Annotated in this window: 16 protein-coding genes and 1 pseudogene; 12 read left to right on the top strand and 5 right to left on the bottom strand. The window is 74.2% G+C overall.

The features are described 5' to 3' along the window. Positions 1-34 precede the first annotated feature (34 nt). Genes EAO77_RS04790 through EAO77_RS04780 form a run of 3 tightly spaced genes read left to right on the top strand, consistent with a single transcriptional unit; the run spans position 35 to position 2,560 of the window. On the top strand, positions 35-484 hold the full coding sequence (locus EAO77_RS04790; protein ID WP_147986857.1) for an organic hydroperoxide resistance protein: 450 nt from the start codon (positions 35-37) through the stop codon (positions 482-484). 58 nt (positions 485-542) lie between these two features. Next, on the top strand, positions 543-1,733 hold the full coding sequence (locus EAO77_RS04785; protein WP_147986856.1) for a serine hydrolase domain-containing protein: 1,191 nt from the start codon (positions 543-545) through the stop codon (positions 1,731-1,733). Then, a complete protein-coding gene (locus EAO77_RS04780) occupies positions 1,730-2,560 on the top strand; it encodes an SDR family NAD(P)-dependent oxidoreductase (RefSeq protein ID WP_261993798.1) in 831 nt (276 codons plus the stop codon). The genes EAO77_RS04785 and EAO77_RS04780 overlap by 4 nt, the downstream gene beginning before the upstream one ends. On the opposite strand, the gene EAO77_RS04775 is transcribed toward EAO77_RS04780, so the two are convergent. The 4 genes from EAO77_RS04775 to EAO77_RS04760 all read right to left on the bottom strand — a co-directional run bounded on the left by EAO77_RS04775 (position 2,484) and on the right by EAO77_RS04760 (position 6,530). Continuing rightward, entirely contained in the window at positions 2,484-3,281 is a 798-nt protein-coding gene (locus EAO77_RS04775) for a DUF817 domain-containing protein (RefSeq protein ID WP_147986855.1), read from the bottom strand. The genes EAO77_RS04780 and EAO77_RS04775 overlap by 77 nt on opposite strands. A 142-nt stretch (positions 3,282-3,423) precedes the next feature. Continuing rightward, entirely contained in the window at positions 3,424-4,275 is an 852-nt protein-coding gene (locus EAO77_RS04770) for an EamA family transporter (RefSeq protein ID WP_147986854.1), read from the bottom strand. Next, positions 4,272-4,790 carry a YbaK/EbsC family protein gene (locus EAO77_RS04765; protein WP_147986853.1) on the bottom strand — a complete coding sequence of 173 codons (519 nt, stop codon included), beginning with the start codon at positions 4,788-4,790 and terminating at the stop codon, positions 4,272-4,274. Before EAO77_RS04765 ends, EAO77_RS04770 begins: the two co-directional genes overlap by 4 nt. 102 nt (positions 4,791-4,892) lie before the next feature. Continuing rightward, on the bottom strand, positions 4,893-6,530 hold the full coding sequence (locus tag EAO77_RS04760; RefSeq protein ID WP_147986852.1) for a penicillin-binding transpeptidase domain-containing protein: 1,638 nt from the start codon (positions 6,528-6,530) through the stop codon (positions 4,893-4,895). A 231-nt stretch (positions 6,531-6,761) separates the two neighbouring features. Here EAO77_RS04760 and EAO77_RS04755 point away from each other — a divergent pair, with 231 nt between their 5' ends. Then, positions 6,762-7,439 (top strand): hypothetical protein, encoded by a 678-nt coding sequence (locus tag EAO77_RS04755; protein WP_147986851.1) that lies wholly within the window; start codon positions 6,762-6,764, stop codon positions 7,437-7,439. A gap of 85 nt (positions 7,440-7,524) precedes the next feature. On the opposite strand, the gene EAO77_RS04750 is transcribed toward EAO77_RS04755, so the two are convergent. Beyond that, entirely contained in the window at positions 7,525-9,258 is a 1,734-nt protein-coding gene (locus EAO77_RS04750) for a dolichyl-phosphate-mannose--protein mannosyltransferase (protein ID WP_147986850.1), read from the bottom strand. A gap of 53 nt (positions 9,259-9,311) precedes the next feature. On the opposite strand from EAO77_RS04750, the gene rsmI reads away from it, so the two are divergent. The 8 genes and pseudogenes from rsmI to EAO77_RS04710 form a co-directional block, all read left to right on the top strand. Continuing rightward, positions 9,312-10,196, top strand: a complete 885-nt coding sequence (gene rsmI / locus EAO77_RS04745; protein ID WP_147986849.1) for a 16S rRNA (cytidine(1402)-2'-O)-methyltransferase — start codon at positions 9,312-9,314, stop codon at positions 10,194-10,196. Positions 10,197-10,533: 337 nt separating this feature from the next. After that, complete coding sequence (locus EAO77_RS04740) at positions 10,534-10,974, top strand: hypothetical protein (RefSeq protein ID WP_147986848.1); 441 nt, start codon at positions 10,534-10,536, stop codon at positions 10,972-10,974. 33 nt (positions 10,975-11,007) lie between these two features. Then, the gene (locus EAO77_RS04735) at positions 11,008-11,877 is read left to right on the top strand and encodes a TatD family hydrolase (protein WP_147986847.1); all 870 of its coding nucleotides are present in this window, start codon (positions 11,008-11,010) and stop codon (positions 11,875-11,877) included. Positions 11,878-11,995: 118 nt separating this feature from the next. Continuing rightward, entirely contained in the window at positions 11,996-13,456 is a 1,461-nt protein-coding gene (locus EAO77_RS04730) for a ubiquitin-like domain-containing protein (RefSeq protein WP_315986077.1), read from the top strand. Positions 13,457-13,458: 2 nt separating this feature from the next. Beyond that, positions 13,459-14,319: a 16S rRNA (adenine(1518)-N(6)/adenine(1519)-N(6))-dimethyltransferase RsmA gene (rsmA, locus tag EAO77_RS04725; protein ID WP_147986846.1), complete on the top strand. Its 861-nt coding sequence runs from the start codon at positions 13,459-13,461 to the stop codon at positions 14,317-14,319. Then, positions 14,316-14,921, top strand: a pseudogene (locus tag EAO77_RS04720) (4-(cytidine 5'-diphospho)-2-C-methyl-D-erythritol kinase); the annotation flags it as partial. The gene rsmA and the pseudogene EAO77_RS04720, both read left to right, overlap by 4 nt. A gap of 233 nt (positions 14,922-15,154) precedes the next feature. Next, entirely contained in the window at positions 15,155-16,501 is a 1,347-nt protein-coding gene (locus EAO77_RS04715; protein ID WP_147986845.1) for an acyltransferase family protein, read from the top strand. A gap of 43 nt (positions 16,502-16,544) precedes the next feature. Continuing rightward, positions 16,545-17,082: ATP-binding cassette domain-containing protein (locus tag EAO77_RS04710; protein WP_147988946.1), on the top strand; the 538-nt coding region annotated here is incomplete at its 3' end.

Genomic DNA, 17,082 nt, shown 5'->3' with positions numbered 1-17,082 from the left:
GTAATTGTCGCGGCGCACCACCCGGGGAACGCACATGATCGACGAGACCGAGTCCGCCGACACCCGGCCCACCAAGATCGTCTACGTGGCGGAGGCCACCGCGCACGGTGGCCGCGAGGGCTGGGTGACCAGTCAGGACGGCCGGCTCGACCTCCGGCTGGCCATGCCGCCCGCCTTCGGCGGCGACGGCGGGGGCACCAACCCGGAGCAGCTCTTCGCCGCCGGCTACAGCGCCTGCTTCCACAACGCCCTGGTGCTCGTCGGCCGTCGGGCGGGCCTCGACCTGACGGGCTCCACCGTCGCCGCCAAGGTCGGCATCGGCCCCAACGACGCCCGCGGGTACGGCCTCGCCGTCGCCCTCAGTGTCTCCCTGCCGCTCGTCGACCAGGACCTCGCGGCGCGTCTGGTCTCCGCCGCCCACCAGGTCTGCCCGTACTCCAACGCCACCCGCGACAACATCGACGTGTCCATCGTGCTCAGCTGAACCGCCCCGGGGGCCACCCGCGGTCATCCTGGTCCGGACCACGTTGCACCATGGTGGGATGGACGGCGGCGAAGGAGCACCTGTGGTGGACGTGCGGGGCACGGTGGCGGACGGCTTCGAAGCGGTCGCGGACGCCTTCGTGCGCAACTTCGAGCAGCGCGGCGAACGCGGCGCGGCCGTCGCCGTCTACCGGGACGGCCGCAAGGTCGTCGACCTGTGGGCCGGCACCCGCGACGTCGACGGCACCGAACCGTGGGCCGTCGACACCGCGCAGGTGGTCCGCTCGGCCACCAAGGGCGTCGCCGCCGCCGTCGTCCTCCTCCTCCACCAGCGCGGCCAGATCGACCTGGACGCCCCGGTCGGCACCTACTGGCCCGAGTTCAAGGCGGCAGGCAAGGAACGCGTCCTCGTCCGCCATGTGCTCGCCCACCGCGCCGGACTCCCCGTGCTCGACCGGCCGTTGACCCCCGCCGAGGCCGCGGACGGCACCAGCGGCCCCGCCGCCGTCGCCGCGCAGGCACCCGCCTGGGAACCGGGCACCGACCACGGCTACCACGCGCAGACCTACAGCTGGCTGCTGGCCGAACTCGTCCGCAGGGTCAGCGGACGCACCATCGGCCGCTGGGTCGCCGAGGAGATCGCCCGTCCGCTCGGCCTCGACTTCTGGCTGGGCATACCCGCCGACGAGGCCCACCGGGCCGGCCGCATCGGACCCGTCGCCGAACCGGAGCCGGCCGAGGGCGGCGGCCTGCGGCTGCGGCCCAAGCGCTCCGTCTCCGAGGCCTACCGCGACCCCGCCTCGCTGACCCGGCGCGCCTTCGGCGCCATCGAACCGCTCCCCGACGAGAACGACGCCGCCTACCGCGCCGCCGAACTCCCCGCGTCCGGGGGCATCTCGACCGCCCGCGCCCTCGCCCGCTTCTACGCGGCCACCATCGGGGACGTCGACGGCGGCGCCCGGCTGTTCGCCCCCGCGACGCTCACCCTGGCCCGCACCGAGGAGTCCGCCGGTCCCGACCGGGTCCTGGTGGTCTCCACCCGCTTCGGGCTCGGTTTCATGCTGCACGGCCCGGCGGCACCGCTGCTCGGGCCCGGCTCCTTCGGCCACCCGGGGCGGGGCGGCTCGCTGGGCTTCGCCGACCCCGAGTCCGGCGTCGCGCTCGGCTACACCACCAACGGGATGCGCAAGGGAGTCACCGCCGACCCCCGTGCGCAGGCACTGATCCGCGCGGTACGTTCCAGCCTGTGACGGACGAGGCGGATGTGCGGGCGGGACGGTTCGAGGGCCACGGGGTGCTGATCACCGGGGCGGCGCGCGGCATCGGCGCGGCGACCGCCCGCCGGCTGGCCGCCGAGGGCGCCCGGGTGCTGGTGACCGACATCGACGCGGACGCCGCCGAGGAGACCGCCGCGTCCGTCGCCGGTGCGGTGGCCCTGCGCTGCGACGTCGCCGACCGCGCGTCGGTCGAGGCGGCCGTCGCGTACGCCGTCGAACGGTTCGGCACGCTGGACGTCCTCGTCAACAACGCGCTCTCCGCCACCCCCGACGCCCCGCGGTTCGAGGACCAGCCCGACGACGGCTGGTCGCGCGACCTGGACGTCTGCCTGACCGGCGCCATGCGGTGCGCCCGTGCCGCGCTCGGGCACCTGGCGGCCGGGGGCCGGGGCGCGATCGTCAACATCGGTTCCGTCAACGCCGAGCAGTCCTTCGGCGGCCACGCCTACAGCGCCGCCAAGGCCGGCCTCGCCTCGCTCACCCGCACCCTGGCGGCCGAGGCCGCGCCGCGCGGCGTCCGCGTCAACCAGATCAACCCCGGCACCGTCCGCACCCGGGCCTGGGAGGGACGCGAGGAGATGCTGGAGCACCTGAGCGGGGTCTATCCGCTGGGCCGGGTCGGCGAACCGGAGGACATCGCCGCCGCCGTCGCCTTCCTCGCCTCCCGCGACGCCGCCTGGATCACCGGCACGACCCTGCGCGTGGACGGCGGGCTGCTCGCCGTCAACACGGGCTTCCGCCCGCCGCGGCAGGCCCCGGCCGAGAACGCCCCGCCGACGCCGCCGCCAGCACGAACGTGACCGAGATCAGCAGCGCCCACGCCCCGAACTTGGCCGGCGACACCGGCTGCCAGCCGTCCAGCTGGTCCGGATAGCTCCAGGCACCCGCCCACGTCGCCGCGTTCTCGGCGACCCACAGGAAGAAGCCGATCAGGACGAACGACAGCGCCAGGGGCATCCGGTGGTCGCGCGTCCCCACCCGGAAGCGCACCCAGGTCCCCGCCGTCGCCGCCAGCAGCAGCGCGGCGAGCGGCCAGCGGGCGTCCGGCAGCCAGTGGTGGCTGAAGAAGTTGAGGTAGACCGCGCCGGCCAGGACCGCCATCACCCGCGGCCGGTAACCCGTCAGCCGCAGGTCGAACAGGCGCCACGCCCGGCAGACGTAACTGGCCACGGCCGCGTACAGGAAGCCCCCGTACAGCGGCACGCCGCCGACCTTCGTCAGCGCCTCCTCGGGGTAGCTCCACGACCCCATCCGCACCTTGACCAGCTCGAAGAGCAGACCGATGACATGGGCGCCGGCGATCACGGCGACGTCCCGCCCGCTGTCCCAGCCGGCCCGCCAGGCGACGGCGGTGAGGACGACGCCGTACAGCAGCAGCAGGTCGTAGCGGGCGATCGGCAGGTCGGGCAGCAGGTTGGAGACCGCGATGCCGCACACCAGCGCGACGGCGAACGCGCAGCACCGCGCCTCCAGCACCGCGAAGCGCAGCAATTGACGTGTCCCGTCCGTGAACGTCCCCATGGGGAGGGGGACGCGGATGCGGCGGCAGCGGTTCGCCCCCGGGGCGTGGACGCGGTGGCGGTTCGCCCCGGGGCGTGGACGCGGACGCGGTGGCGGCGGCGCCGGTGGCGGCTCGCTCCCGGGTGACGGCCCGGGGGCGGCGTCACCCCGCCTTGAGCATCAGCCCGATGCCGACGACCATCAGCCCCGCCGCGACCACCCGGGGAGCGCCGAAGCGCTCCTTGAACAGCAGCGCGCCGATCGCCGCGCCCGCGATGATCGAGGACTCGCGCAGCGCCGCGACGGGAGCCAGCGGCGCGCGGGTCTGCGCCCACAGCACCAGGCCGTACGCGGCGACCGACATGGCCGCGCCGAGCAGCCCGCGCGCCGCGTGCGGGCGCAGCTGGGCGAGCAGCGCGCCCCGGCGCGTGGCGACGGCGTACGCCGGGATCAGCACGCCCTCCAGGATCATCAGCCAGGCGATGTACCCGACCGGCGTGTCCGAGGCGCGCACCCCCACACCGTCCACGACGGTGTACGCCGCGATCGAGACCCCGGTCGCCAGCGCGGCCGCGATCGCCGCCCAGTGGGGGCGCCTGCCCGACCCCCGGATGCCCCACAGCGCCACCCCGACGAGTCCCGCGGAGGCGATGGCCACGCCGGCGAGCTGCCAGCCGCCGATCCGCTCGCCGACGAACAGCGCCGCCGCGACCGTCACCACCAGCGGGGCGGTGCCCCGGGCGATCGGGTACATCTGGCCGAAGTCGCCGAGGCTGAACGACCGCATCAGCAGCGCCTGGTAGCCGACGTGCAGCAGCGCGGAGACGACGAGGTACGGCCACGCACCGGCCGCGGGCAGCGGGGCGAAGCACGCCATCACCGCGCCCAGCACCGCCGCCCCGCCCGCGATCAGGGTGAAGGCGACGACCTGGTCCTTGATCCGGTGCGCCAGGGCGTTCCAGCCGGCGTGGGTCACCGCGGCGGCGAGCACGGCGGCCACCACCAGGGGCGTCACGCCGTGCGCTCGCGGACGTCCACGACGGTCGCGCCCGCGTGGGCGATCAGGGTCTTCGGGTCGAGCGGGAAGACGGTGTGGGGCGTCCCCGCCGCCGCCCACACCACGGCGTGGTCCAGCAGCCCGCGGTCGGCGAGCACCCGGCTGGGGGTCAGGTGGCCGAACGGCGGGACGCCGCCGATGGCGTAGCCGGTGGCCGCGCGGACCGTCCCGGCGCTCGCCCGCTCCACCGAGGCGGCGCCCAGTTCCCCGCGGACCCGCTCGACGTCGACCCGGGACGAGCCGTCCACCAGGACCACCACCGGCTCGCCCGGCCCCTTGGCCCCGGCGCCCGCCCCCCGGACCTCGAAGACCAGCGACTTGACGATCTCGGCGACGTCGCAGCCGATCGCGTCGGCCGCCTGCTGGGCGGTGCGGGTGGCCTCCGGGAACCGGCGCACCGGCACGGTGAGACCGAGCTCGCGCAGGGCGTCGGCGAAGCGGGGGTGGGCGTCCGCGGTGTCGTGGGTGCTCATGGCCCGCACGCTAGCGGTGTGTGTACGGGCCACGCGAACCTGTTTCGGAGTGCGGCCGGACCGGGCGCCCGCGAGGCGGTGACCCGCGCGGGCGCCGGGTGCTCAGCGGGCGTCGAGCACCCGGGCGACGACGTCGCCGCCCGAGTCGCCGCCGTGTCCGCCGGAGTCCACGACCGCGGCCGCCGCGAGGTCCCCCGCGTAGGCGGTGAACCAGGCGTTGGAGTCGCCCTGGCCGTCGACCTCCGCCGATCCGGTCTTGGCGCCCTTGGAGCCGCTGACCGAGGCCATCGCCCGCGCTCCGGTGCCCTCACCCGTCGCGGCAGCGGCCATCAGCTGCCGCAGGGTGGCGGCCATGCCGTCCGGCAGCCGGCGGGTGGGGGCGAGGGTGCGGTCGTCGAGCGACTGCGGGACGATCACCGGCTGGCGGAAGGCGCCGCCCTTCACGGTGGCGGCGATCGAGGCCATGGTGAGGGCGTTCATCTGGATCTTGCCCTGGCCGATGTAGGAGGCCGCCGTCTCGGCGCCCGAGGACGCCGGGACGGAGCCGTCCCAGGTCTTGACCCCCGTCTCCCACACCTCGCCGATGCCGAAGTACTTCTTCGCCGTCTCGCCCAGGGCGGTGCCCGCACCCGTGCCGAGGGGTTTGACCGGCTTGATGAAGGAGGTGTTGCAGGAGCGGGCGAAGGCTCTCCGGAAGGTGGTGGTCCCGAGGTCGAAGTCCTTCAGGTTGTGGAACTCGCGCTCCCAGGTGACCGTCGCCGGGCACTCGACCTTCGAACCGGCGCCCGCGACCAGGCCCTTGTCGAGCATCATCGCGGCGGTGACGATCTTCATCGTGGAGCCGGGCGCCTGGGCGCCGCCGAAGGCGGTGTTGAAGCCGGCCGCCGGGTTGTTGGCCACGGCCCGGATCCGGCCGGTGCTGGGCTCGACGGCGACCACGGATGCCTTGTCGTACTGCTTGACCGCCTTCTCCGCGGCGGCCTGCACGCCGGCGTCGAGGTAGGTCTCCAGCGTGCCCTCCTCGCCCTTCGTGAGCGTGAGCAGGGTCCTGTCGGGCACCGCCTTGTCGGCCGAGGTGATCGCCAGCTCCACCCCCGCGACGCCGCCGGCCTTCGAGCCGTACTTCTGCCGCAGTTCGGCGAGGACGCCCTTCAGCGAGGGGAACTTCTCCTCCGTCAGCTCGACGCCGTCCTTGTCGACCGCCTTGATGGGCGGCGCGGACGCCCGGGAGGTCACCAGCGAGGTGCCCTCGGTGAGTTCGGGGTGCACGACGGACGGCTGCCAGTCCACCAGGGCGCGTCCCGTGGTGAGCCCGCGGACCACGGTCAGCGACGAGGAGTACGCGAGCGGCTTGGAGACCCCCTCGTACTCCACGGTCGCCTTCACGGTGAACGGCACCTTCGCGCCCATCGCCTCGCCCGCCTCGATCACGGCCTTCGTGACATGGGCCGTCGTGCCGTAGCCGGTGATGAGCGGCTCGGCGGCCGCCGCGTTGTCGGTGAGCTGGGCGGCGGCCGCGCCGTCGCCCGACGCCCAGGCCGCCAGGAAGTCCGCGGCCGTCTTCTCGATCTCCTCCGCGTCCGGCGGACCGGTCTTCTTCGGCGCGGACTGCGTGGAGACGCCGCCCCCGTCGTCCCCGCCTGTCAGCCCGTTCCAGAGGTTCCAGCCCCCGTACCCCACACCCGTCGCCACGACGGCGAACACACCGCCGACGACGGCGACTTTCGCACCACTGCGCATGACCGCAGCCCCCTCCCCAGAGTGCACGCGCTTTCCATGAACGTGTTCAGAAACGCGAGTCACGAGCACCCTACGGGACAGGAGTGGCCCGTGAGCCGGCCGTTATCCGACCGGGACCCGGTATCTGACGGAGCGTCGGTCTTCCGTCGCCGCACCCGGGGAACCATGAAGTGTTCATGCCGCGTCCCCGGCCGTGCACGCAGCAACGGCCCGCCCGACGAGGAGATCCGCATGAACCCGTACGCCGGTCAGCAGCCCCCGCCACCCCCGCAGCCCCCGGCCCGGCGGCGCTCCGGGGGGTGCCTGTCGGGCCTGGTCTCCCTCGCGGTGATCCTCGGCCTCGGCTTCGGGGCCTCCCAGCTCTTCGGCGACGACTCCTCGTCCTCGTCGTCGCCCTCCTCCTCGTCCTCGTCCGCATCGGACGGCCGGGGCGGCTCGTGGAAGGTCGGCGACTGCGGCGGTCCCGACCCCGAGAACCGCCCCGACGGCTACCGCGCCTTCGACTGCGACGACTCCGGCGCGACCTTCAAGGCGCTGGAGATCCAGGACGCGAGCATCCTGCCCGACTCGGTCCAGTGCCCGGCCGGCACGGACCTGATCATCCAGGTCTCCCTCTCCTACGGCGGGAACAGCAAGGGCGGCGGCATCCCCACCAACACGGTCTGCGGCCGCAACCTGACCGGCGAGCACCCCGGCGACGCGGGCGCCGGCGGCGGCCAGCTGGTCAAGGGCGACTGCGTCACCTCGACCGCGCAGGAGGTCGCCTGCGCCTCCGGCGGCTCGGGCGCCTACAAGGTGCTCGACCTCGTCAAGGGCAAGGAGAACTGCCCGGCGGGCACCACCGAGCCGATGGAGCTGCTGATGGCCATCGGCCGCCCCTACGACACGATCTGCGCCGGCAAGGCCTGACCGGCCCCGGGCCGGCCGGGCGGCGGCCCGTACGACGCGCGCGGGCCCGGCACCCGGGAGGTGCCGGGCCCGCGCGCGTTCACGGCTACACCCAGGTGTCGAGCCACATCCGGTTGCGCCACTCGTCCATCGGGATCGGCTGCCCGGTGTAGATCGGATAGAAGTAGATGAAGTTCCACACGATCAGCAGCACCAGCACACCCGCGCCGATGGCGCCCACCGCGCGCCGCCGTTCGTCGGAGCCGGGCGGGCCGAGGATCGCGCCGATCATCATCGCCACGGCCAGGCACAGGAACGGCACGAACACGACCGCGTAGAACAGGAAGATGGTGCGCTCCTGGTAGTGCAGCCACGGGACCCAGCCCGCCAGGAAGGCGCACAGGATGGCGCCCGCGCGCCAGTCGCGGCGGAAGAGCCAGCGCCAGGCCACGTAGAGCAGGGCGAAGCAGGCGGCCCACCACAGCAGCGGGGTGCCGAGGGCCAGGACCTCGGCGGCGCACTTGTCGGCCGTGCCCGCGGGGCAGCCGCCGGTGCCGGCGGCCGGGTCCTCGTAGAAGTACGAGACCGGGCGGCCGACCACGAGCCAGCTCCACGGGTTCGACTCGTAGGTGTGGCCGTCCGTGAGCCCCACATGGAACGTGTAGACCTGCGACTCGTAGTGCCACAGGCTGCGCCACCAGTCGGGGAACAGCCAGCCCCAGGCACTGTCCTGCCCGCCGCCGGTGCTCGCCCACTGGCGGTGGTAGCCCTTCTTCGTGACGATCCAGCCCGTCCAGGACGCCAGGTAGGTGACCAGCGCGACCGGCACCGTGGAGACGAACGCCGGCACCAGGTCGCGTCGCAGCACCGCCTGGTACGTGCGGACCGCGCCCGCCGTGCGCCGGGTGCCGACGTCCCAGAGCACGCTCATCACACAGAACGCGGCCATCACGAAGAGGCCGTTCCACTTGGTGCCCGCCGCAAGGCCCAGCATCACACCCGCCGTCAGCCGCCAGGGGCGCCAGCCGAAGCCGAGTGTCTCCGCGATCCGGGCGTCGGGCCGCAGCACCCCCTCGGAGTCCTCCGGCAGCGCGGCGGCCATGCGGCGCCGCGTCCAGTCGCGGTCCAGGAGCAGCGCCCCGAACGCGGCCAGCACGAAGAACATCAGCACCAGGTCGAGCAGCGCGGTGCGGCTCATCACGAAGTGCAGCCCGTCCACGGCGAGCAGCAGTCCCGCGAGACATCCGAGGAACGTGGAGCGGAACAGCCTGCGCCCGATCCGGCACAGCATCAGCACCGACAGGGTGCCGAGCACGGCCACCATGAACCGCCAGCCGAACGGCGTGAAGTCGAACATCTTCTCGCCGAGGCCGATGATCCACTTGCCGACCGGCGGGTGCACCACGTAGCCCGGATCGACGGGCGGCGCCACGGCCGAGGCGTCCTGGAGGATCCGTTTGTCGACGTCCTTGGGCCAGCTGCCCTCGTAGCCCTGGTTGATGAGCGCCCAGGCGTCCTTCGCGTAGTACGTCTCGTCGAATATCACCGCGTGCGGCTTGCCCAGGTTCCAGAACCGCAGCAGCCCCGCGACGAGCGCGACGAGCAGCGGGCCGCCCCAGGCGGAGAGCCGCATCAGGAGGTCCGCGTTCGCACGCCGGATGCCGAGCACCGGCCACAGCCCGCCGGAGGGGCGGGTGTACGGCGGCACAAGGCGTTCGCGCAGGCCGATCACCGGCCGGGGCGTGTAGCCGAACCGGCGCAGGCGCTGGAGCCGGCCGGGCGGCTGCGGGGCTTCCTTGCCCTCGGAGCCCTCGTAGGTGGGAGGCGCGGTACTGGTCACCGCGCCATCGTAGGGAACACGGCTGTGCGAGTGGTGCCGCCCGTCCTGGGAGGATGGGGATTGTGACTGGAACATCCGGAACGCTCGTCCTCGCAGGCACCCCCATCGGCGACGTCGCGGACGCCCCGCCCCGGCTCGCCGCCGAGCTGGCGGACGCCGACATCGTCGCCGCCGAGGACACCCGACGCCTGCGCCGCCTCACCCAGGCCCTCGGTGTGCACATCGGTGGGCGCGTCGTCTCCTACTTCGAGGGCAACGAGTCCGCCCGCACGCCCGAGCTCGTCGAGGCGCTCGCCGGCGGCGCCCGGGTGCTGCTGGTCACCGACGCCGGGATGCCGTCCGTCTCCGACCCCGGCTACCGGCTGGTCGCGGCGGCGGTCGAGCAGGACATCAAGGTCACCGCCGTCCCCGGGCCCTCCGCCGTGCTCACCGCCCTCGCGCTCTCCGGGCTGCCCGTGGACCGGTTCTGCTTCGAGGGCTTCCTGCCCCGCAAGGCCGGCGAGCGGCTCGGCCGGCTGCGCGAGGTCGCCCAGGAACGGCGCACCCTGGTCTACTTCGAGGCCCCGCACCGGCTCGACGACACCCTTGCCGCGATGGCCGAGGTCTTCGGCGCCGACCGGCGTGCCGCGGTGTGCCGCGAGCTGACCAAGACCTACGAGGAGGTCAAGCGGGGCGGCCTCGGCGAACTGGCCGTCTGGGCGGCAGACGGCGTGCGCGGCGAGATCACCGTCGTCGTCGAGGSCGCCCCCGAGACCGGGCCCGCCGAACTGGACGCGGAGGAACTGGTGCGCAGGGTGCGGGTGCGCGAGGAGGCGGGGGAGCGGCGCAAGGAGGCGATCGCCGCCGTCGCCGCCGACACCGGGCTGCCCAAGCGCGAGGTCTTCGACGCGGTCGTCGCCGCGAAGAACGCCGAGAAGGCGGGCACCGCGCCCCGCTGAGAGCTGTCCCGCGAGCCCCGGCGGGTGTGCGAGGGCTGCGGCGCGCCGGGATTCTCCCGCGGCGGGTCCGGTGCCGACCGACCGTCCCTGCGGCCCCGCGGAACCGGGCCGGTGGTCCCGGTGCGGCCCCGCGGAACCGGGCCGGTGGTCCCGGTGCGGCCCCGCGGTCGTGCGGACGCCCCGCGGCTCGGTAAAGGTCTATCGTGAAAGGCAAAGCGCAGACCGTGTCCCGGCCCGTTTGTGCATGGGATTGCCCAAGCCCGCACCATTAATCGACATGCGCTGATGCGCTCCCGCCGAAACGGGCGTCCACTGGAATCGGTGGAGAGGAGCTGGCATGAGTGAGATCACCGACACCGCTAAAGCCCACGAGGCGTACGCCTTCGCCTGTATGCGCTGCGGGTACGGCTGGGAACAGTCCTACGAGATCGAGCACCACACCGACAACCGGGGCCAGGAATTCGTCGTCTACACGGCGGACGGGAAGCGGGTGCCGTCCCCGCTGTCGAGCCCGACCTGTCTCAACTGCGGCGGCCACGTCGTCCGGATCATGCGCGCCGGGCAGGTGTCCTCGGTGCTCGGACTGATGGCGCAGACCACGACCCACGGCAGGCACCGCAGGAAGTCCGGCGAGGACGCGGGAACCGGCGCCGACGAGGCCGGCCGGGCACCCGACGGCGACGGCCCCACGGGCTCGACCCGGGCCGACGCGAGCCCCGCCGCACCGCACCACTGGCATCTGTCCGACCTCCTGCGCCCTTTCCACCACCGCAAGTGAGCGGAGCCCGGGGCGCCTCGTAGGATCGCGCCCATGAGCTCGAAGTCCGCACCGCCGCCGCTGCCCGAACCGCTCGGGGTGGCGGTCGCCGATTCGCACACCCACCTGGACATGCAGGACGGCACCGTCGAGGAGGCCCTCGCGCGGGCCGCCGCCGTCGGCGTGACGACCGTCGTCCAGGTGGGCTGCGACCTCAAGGGCTCCCGCTGGGCGGCCGAGACGGCCGCAGCGCACCCGCAGGTCCACGCCGCGGTCGCGCTGCACCCCAACGAGGCCCCGAGGATCGTGCTGGGCGACCCCGACGGGTGGTCGCGCCAGGGTGCGCGGGAGGCGGGCGGCGACGCGGCCCTCGACGACGCCCTCGCCGAGATCGACCGGCTCGCCTCGCTCGACGAGGTGAAGGCGGTCGGCGAGACCGGGCTCGACACGTTCCGCACGGGGCCGGAGGGAATGGCGGCGCAGGAGCGTTCCTTCCGCGCGCACATCGAGATCGCCAAACGCCGTGGAAAGGCACTCGTCATCCATGACCGGGAGGCGCACGCGGAGGTGCTGCGCATTCTCGACGAGGAGGGCGCACCGGAACGCACGGTGTTCCACTGCTATTCCGGCGACGCGGAAATGGCGGAGATCTGCGCGGCCAAGGGATATTTCATGTCCTTCGCCGGCAACGTGACCTTCAAGAACGCGCAGCCGCTGCGCGACGCGCTCGCCGTGGCCCCGGCGGAACTGGTGCTGGTGGAGACCGATGCGCCCTTCCTGACCCCCGTGCCCTACCGGGGCCGGCCGAACGCGCCGTACCTGATCCCCGTGACCCTGCGGGCGATGGCCGAGGTCAGGGGGGTCCACGAGGACACCCTGGCGGCGTCGATCGCCGCCAACACCGCGCGCGCGTTCGGGTACTGACCGGATCGGGCGATCCTGCGCCGTGCGCCACGCTGGGTGACCGTGCGACTTTGGAGAGTGACCCGCGCTCCGCTACTGTCCGGTGCCCACTGGGTGTCCGATCGGCCGGCGGAGCGTCGTGAGCAGAGCGCAGGGCAGTCACCGTGCCGCGGGTGCGGGCGGTGTGCGGGACAGCGGGTACGGCGTCCCGCACGACGGCGTCCGCGGGAGCGGGCCGGGCGGCGGCCATGCGCCGACCGTCGTCGACGCCCGGCTCGCCGACACCGTCCTCGCGCCGTCCGTCGCCGGTGCCCACCCCACGGCAGCCGGCCCGGCGCCGACCGTCGTGGACGCCCGGCTCGCGCAGGCGTACGCGCCGACGCTGCCGTATGTCGACCTGAAGGGCGCCGGCCTCACGGCGCCCGCCCTGCCGCGGCAGGGCGCGCCGGGCACCGCCACCGGCGGACGCGCCCAGGCGCGCAGGGCCGCCCGGCGGCGCCGGGCGGCGCCGCGGGCCGACGGTCTGCGCCGGCTCGTGCCGCAGGCCCTGGTCGTCGCCTTCCTCGCCGGCGGTACCGCCGCGTTCGTCGGCGCCGACAAGGCGGTGCGGCTCACCGTCGACGGAGAGCCCCGCACCCTGCACACCTTCGCCGACGACGTCGCGGAACTCCTCGACGACGAAGGTGTGCGCATCGGCCCGCACGACCTCGTCGCCCCCGGCCCCGAAGCCGGCCTCGACAGCGGCGACGAGGTCGTCGTCCGCTACGGACGGCCCCTCGTCCTGACCCTCGACGGCCACCGCCGCACGGTGTGGACGACCGCGGAGACCGTGGAGGGGGCGCTGCGGCAGCTCGGCGTACGCGCGACGGGCGCGTATCTGTCGGTCTCGCGCTCGGCGGCGATCGGCCGCACCGGCCTGACCGTGGACATGCGCACCGAACGCTCGGTGACCTTCATGGCCGACGGCCGCGAGCGCACCCTGCGCACCACCGCGCCCACCGTGCGGGAGGCCCTCGCCGACGCGGGCATCGCCCTGCACGGGCAGGACACCACGTCCGTGCCGATGGAGAGCTTCCCGCGAGACGGCCAGACGATCACCGTCATGCGCATCACCGCCACGCGGGAGACCAGGGACGAGCCCGTCCCGCACGCCGTCGAGCGCACCGAGGACGCGACGCTGTTCGCCGGCACCGAGGTCGTCGAGCGCCAGGGCGAACCGGGGATCCGCCGGGTCACCTACGGCCTGCGCACCGTCAACGGCGTGCGGCACAAGCCCCGCAGGCTGCACGAAGAGATCGTGCGCGAGCCGGTCGCCGAACGGATCAGGGTCGGCACCCGGCGGCCGCCGGACTCGGTCGCCGGCGCCGACGGGCTGGACTGGGACGCCCTCGCCCGGTGCGAGTCCGGCGGACGTCCGGGCGCCGTCGACCCGTCGGGGACGTACGGCGGGCTGTACCAGTTCGACGCCGGTACCTGGCGCTCGCTGGGCGGCAGCGGCCGCCCCGAGGACGCTCCGGCGGCGGAACAGACGTACCGGGCGAAGAAGCTCTACGTGCAGCGGGGGGCGAGTCCGTGGCCCCACTGCGGCCGTAGGCTGTAGCGGTGAGCACCACTGATCCCGACGCACTCCTCGGCCCCGCCGACATCCGCGAACTGGCCGCAGCGCTGGGCGTACGCCCCACCAAGCAGCGCGGCCAGAACTTCGTCATCGACGCCAACACGGTCCGCCGCATCGTGCGCACCGCCGGCGTCGCACCCGACGACGTGGTCGTCGAGGTGGGCCCCGGGCTCGGCTCGCTGACCCTGGCGCTGCTGGAGGCAGCGGACCGGGTCGTCGCCGTCGAGATCGACGACGTGCTCGCCGCCGCCCTGCCCGCCACGGTGGAGGCGCGGCTCCCGGAACGCGCCGCGCGCTTCTCGCTCGTCCACTCCGACGCCATGCACGTCCAGGAGCTGCCCGGCCCGGCGCCGACGGCACTGGTCGCGAACCTGCCGTACAACGTCGCGGTCCCGGTGCTGCTGCACATGCTGGAACGCTTCCCGACGATCGAACGCACCCTCGTGATGGTGCAGGCCGAGGTCGCCGACCGCCTCGCCGCCGGCCCCGGGAACAAGGTCTACGGGGTGCCGTCCGTCAAGGCCAACTGGTACGCCGACGTCAAGCGGGCCGGGTCGATCGGGCGCAACGTGTTCTGGCCCGCGCCCAACGTGGACTCCGGCCTGGTCTCCCTGGTGCGACGCACCTCCCCCATCGAGACGACCGCCACCAGGGCGGAGGTGTTCGCCGTCGTCGACGCCGCCTTCGCGCAGCGGCGCAAGACCCTGCGGGCCGCGCTGGCCGGCTGGGCCGGCTCACCGGCGGCCGCGGAGGCGGCGCTGGTCGCGGCCGGGGTGTCGCCGCAGGCCCGCGGCGAGGCCCTGACGGTGGAACAGTTCGCGCGGATCGCGGAGGCACGGCAGTGAGCGTGACGGTACGGGTACCGGCCAAGGTCAACGTCCAGCTGGCGGTCGGCGGGGCCCGCCCCGACGGCTACCACGACCTCGCCAACGTGTTCCTGGCGGTGGGGCTGTACGACGAGGTGACCGCGGCGCCGGCCGACGCGCTCACCGTCACCTGCGCCGGACCGGGAGCCGACCAGGTCCCCCTGGACCGCACCAACCTCGCCGCCCGCGCCGCCGAACTCCTCGCCGCGCGCCACGGCATCGCCCCCGACGTGCACCTCCACATCGCCAAGGACATCCCCGTCGCCGGGGGCATGGCGGGCGGCTCGGCCGACGGCGCGGGCGCGCTGCTCGCGTGCGACGCGCTGTGGGGGCTCGGATCCTCGCGCGCCGAACTGCTCGCCATCTGCGCGGAGCTGGGGTCGGACGTGCCGTTCAGCCTGGTCGGCGGGGCGGCGCTCGGCACCGGGCGCGGCGAGCACCTCACGGAGCTGGAGGTGGGCGGCGCGTTCCACTGGGTCTTCGCGATGGCGGACGGAGGGCTGTCGACGCCCGCGGTCTACGGCGAGTTCGACCGGCTGAACGAGGGCGTGGCCGTGCCGGAGCCCGTCGCCTCACCGGTGGGGGTCGGTGCGGGGGCGCCTGCGGCGGGCCTTCCCTTCCCCACCCCGGCCCGTTCCTGACCCCGCGCCTCGAACGCCGGCGAGGCTGGATGAGGGCCCGCGGGGCTGGACGGATGGGGCCCGCGAGGCTGGACGAGGTGCGCCCGGGCCTGGAGGAGGCGCGGAAGGTACTCAGGGGCGGGTGAGTAGCCGCGCTCTGACCGTGCCGCGGGGCGGGCGGCAGGGTGGCGGGCATGGCATCGACTGTGCGGGCGCTCGCCGAGCGCACCCCCGAGAACCGTGACCGGTACGTCGACCTCCTGCGGGTCGCCTCGCTGGCGACCGTGGTCGCAGGGCACTGGCTGATGGCCGCCGTGACGGGGGAGGGCGTCGGGAATCTGCTGGCGGTCGTGCCCGGGCTGCAGGTGCTCACCTGGGTGCTCCAGGTGATGCCGGTGTTCTTCTTCGTGGGCGGGTTCTCGCACGCCCTCTCCTACCGGTCGCTCGGGCGCCGGCATCCGGAGGGAGCCGTGTACTCGGCGTTCCTGCGGGGGCGGCTGCAGCGGCTGCTGCGGCCGACGATGGCGTTCGTGCTGGCGTGGGGGGCGCTGGCGCTCGTCGTGCAGCTGCTCGGCGGGGGCGGGGGGATGACCGGGGTGGCGCTGCGGCTGGTGACGCAGCCGCTGTGGTTCATCGGCATCTACCTCGCGATGGTGGCGTTCACGCCGCCGCTGCTGCGGCTGCACGAGCGCTGGGGGTGGGGGGCGTTCGGCGTGCTCGCCGGGGGCGCCGTCCTCGTCGACGTGCTGCGGTTCGGGTTCGGGGTGCCGTTCGTGGAGTTCCTGAACTTCGCGTTCGTCTGGCTCGCCGTCCATCAGCTGGGCTTCCTGCGGGCCGACGGCCGGATCCGGATGCCCGCGCTGCTCGCGGGTGCCGGTCTCGCCGGGGCGGCGGCGCTGGTCGCGTTCGGGCCGTATCCGCTGTCCATGGTCGGGATGCCCGGCGAGAAGATCTCCAACATGGCCCCGCCGACGCTCGCGCTGCTCTGCCACGGGCTGTGGCTCGTCGGGGCGGTCGAGCTGCTGCGGCGGCCGGGTGGCCGGCTGGTCGCGCGGGCCGGGGTGTGGCGCGCGGTCGTCGCCGCCAACGGCATCGCGATGACCGCCTTCCTGTGGCATCTGACGGCGATGCTCGGCGTCTACGGGGCGATGGCCGCGGCCGGGATCACGCTCCCCGAGCCCGCGTCCGCGGCCTGGTGGGCGCAGACGCCGCCGAGGCTCGTTGCGGCCGCCGTGCTGACCGCCCTCCTCGTCGCCGTCTTCCGCCGCTTCGAGCGCCCGGGCGGCGCGGCCTCGGCTCCGCCGCCGGGCACCGGCCCGGTCGCGGCCGTGGGGATCACGCTCTGCCTGTTCGGAGTCCTCGGTCTGTCCATGGTCGGCTTCGGCGGGCTGCTGGAGGGGCGGACGGCCCTGCTGATCGCGGTGCACGTCAGCGCCCCCGCGGCCGTCGTCATGGCACTGGGCGGCTGGCTGCTGGTGGAGCGGGCGGGACGGGCGGGACGGCCGCTCGCCGCACTGCCCGGACGGGGCGGGCCCGCCTGACAAGTAGGCTGGGACGTCGATCGTTCCCCCGGGCAGGAGAGTAATGGCCGTCAACCTGGTCAATGTCGAGGCAGTCAGCAAGGTGTACGGCACCCGTGCCCTGCTGGACTCCGTCTCCCTCGGCGTGTCCGAGGGGGACCGGATCGGCGTCGTCGGCCGCAACGGCGACGGCAAGACCACCCTGATCCGCCTGCTCGCCAAGCTGGAGGAGCCCGACACCGGGCGCGTCACCCAGAGCGGCGGACTGCGGCTCGGCGTCCTCACGCAGCACGACTCGCTGGACCCCGAGGCCACCATCCGGCACGAGGTCATCGGCGACCTCGCCGACCACGAGTGGGCGGGCAACGCCAAGATCCGCGACGTGCTGACCGGCCTCTTCGACGGCCTGGACCTGTCCCAGTTCCCGCAGGGCCTCGACACGGTGATCGGCCCGCTGTCCGGCGGCGAGCGCCGCCGCATCGCGCTGGCGAAGCTGCTCATCGCCGAGCAGGACCTGATCGTCCTCGACGAGCCGACCAACCACCTGGACGTGGAGGGCATCGCCTGGCTGGCGCAGCACCTGCGCAACCGGCGCTCGGCGC

Source organism: Streptomyces sp. T39, assembly GCF_008042045.1.
In the GTDB taxonomy this organism is placed as follows: domain Bacteria; phylum Actinomycetota; class Actinomycetes; order Streptomycetales; family Streptomycetaceae; genus Streptomyces.
Note: the sequence above shows the minus strand (reverse complement) of the source record. Positions and strands in the feature narration are given on the sequence as shown.

What these genes read in the sequence shown, in the direction of transcription:
- EAO77_RS04790 (WP_147986857.1), top strand. Translation starts at nt 35, where the DNA reads ATGATCGACGAGACCGAGTCCGCCGACACCCGGCCCACCAAGATCGTC.
- EAO77_RS04785 (WP_147986856.1), top strand. Translation starts at nt 543, where the DNA reads ATGGACGGCGGCGAAGGAGCACCTGTGGTGGACGTGCGGGGCACGGTG.
- EAO77_RS04775 (WP_147986855.1), bottom strand. Translation starts at nt 3,281, where the DNA reads ATGGGGACGTTCACGGACGGGACACGTCAATTGCTGCGCTTCGCGGTG.
- EAO77_RS04765 (WP_147986853.1), bottom strand. Translation starts at nt 4,790, where the DNA reads ATGAGCACCCACGACACCGCGGACGCCCACCCCCGCTTCGCCGACGCC.
- EAO77_RS04760 (WP_147986852.1), bottom strand. Translation starts at nt 6,530, where the DNA reads ATGCGCAGTGGTGCGAAAGTCGCCGTCGTCGGCGGTGTGTTCGCCGTC.
- EAO77_RS04755 (WP_147986851.1), top strand. Translation starts at nt 6,762, where the DNA reads ATGAACCCGTACGCCGGTCAGCAGCCCCCGCCACCCCCGCAGCCCCCG.
- EAO77_RS04740 (WP_147986848.1), top strand. Translation starts at nt 10,534, where the DNA reads ATGAGTGAGATCACCGACACCGCTAAAGCCCACGAGGCGTACGCCTTC.
- EAO77_RS04735 (WP_147986847.1), top strand. Translation starts at nt 11,008, where the DNA reads ATGAGCTCGAAGTCCGCACCGCCGCCGCTGCCCGAACCGCTCGGGGTG.
- EAO77_RS04715 (WP_147986845.1), top strand. Translation starts at nt 15,155, where the DNA reads ATGGCATCGACTGTGCGGGCGCTCGCCGAGCGCACCCCCGAGAACCGT.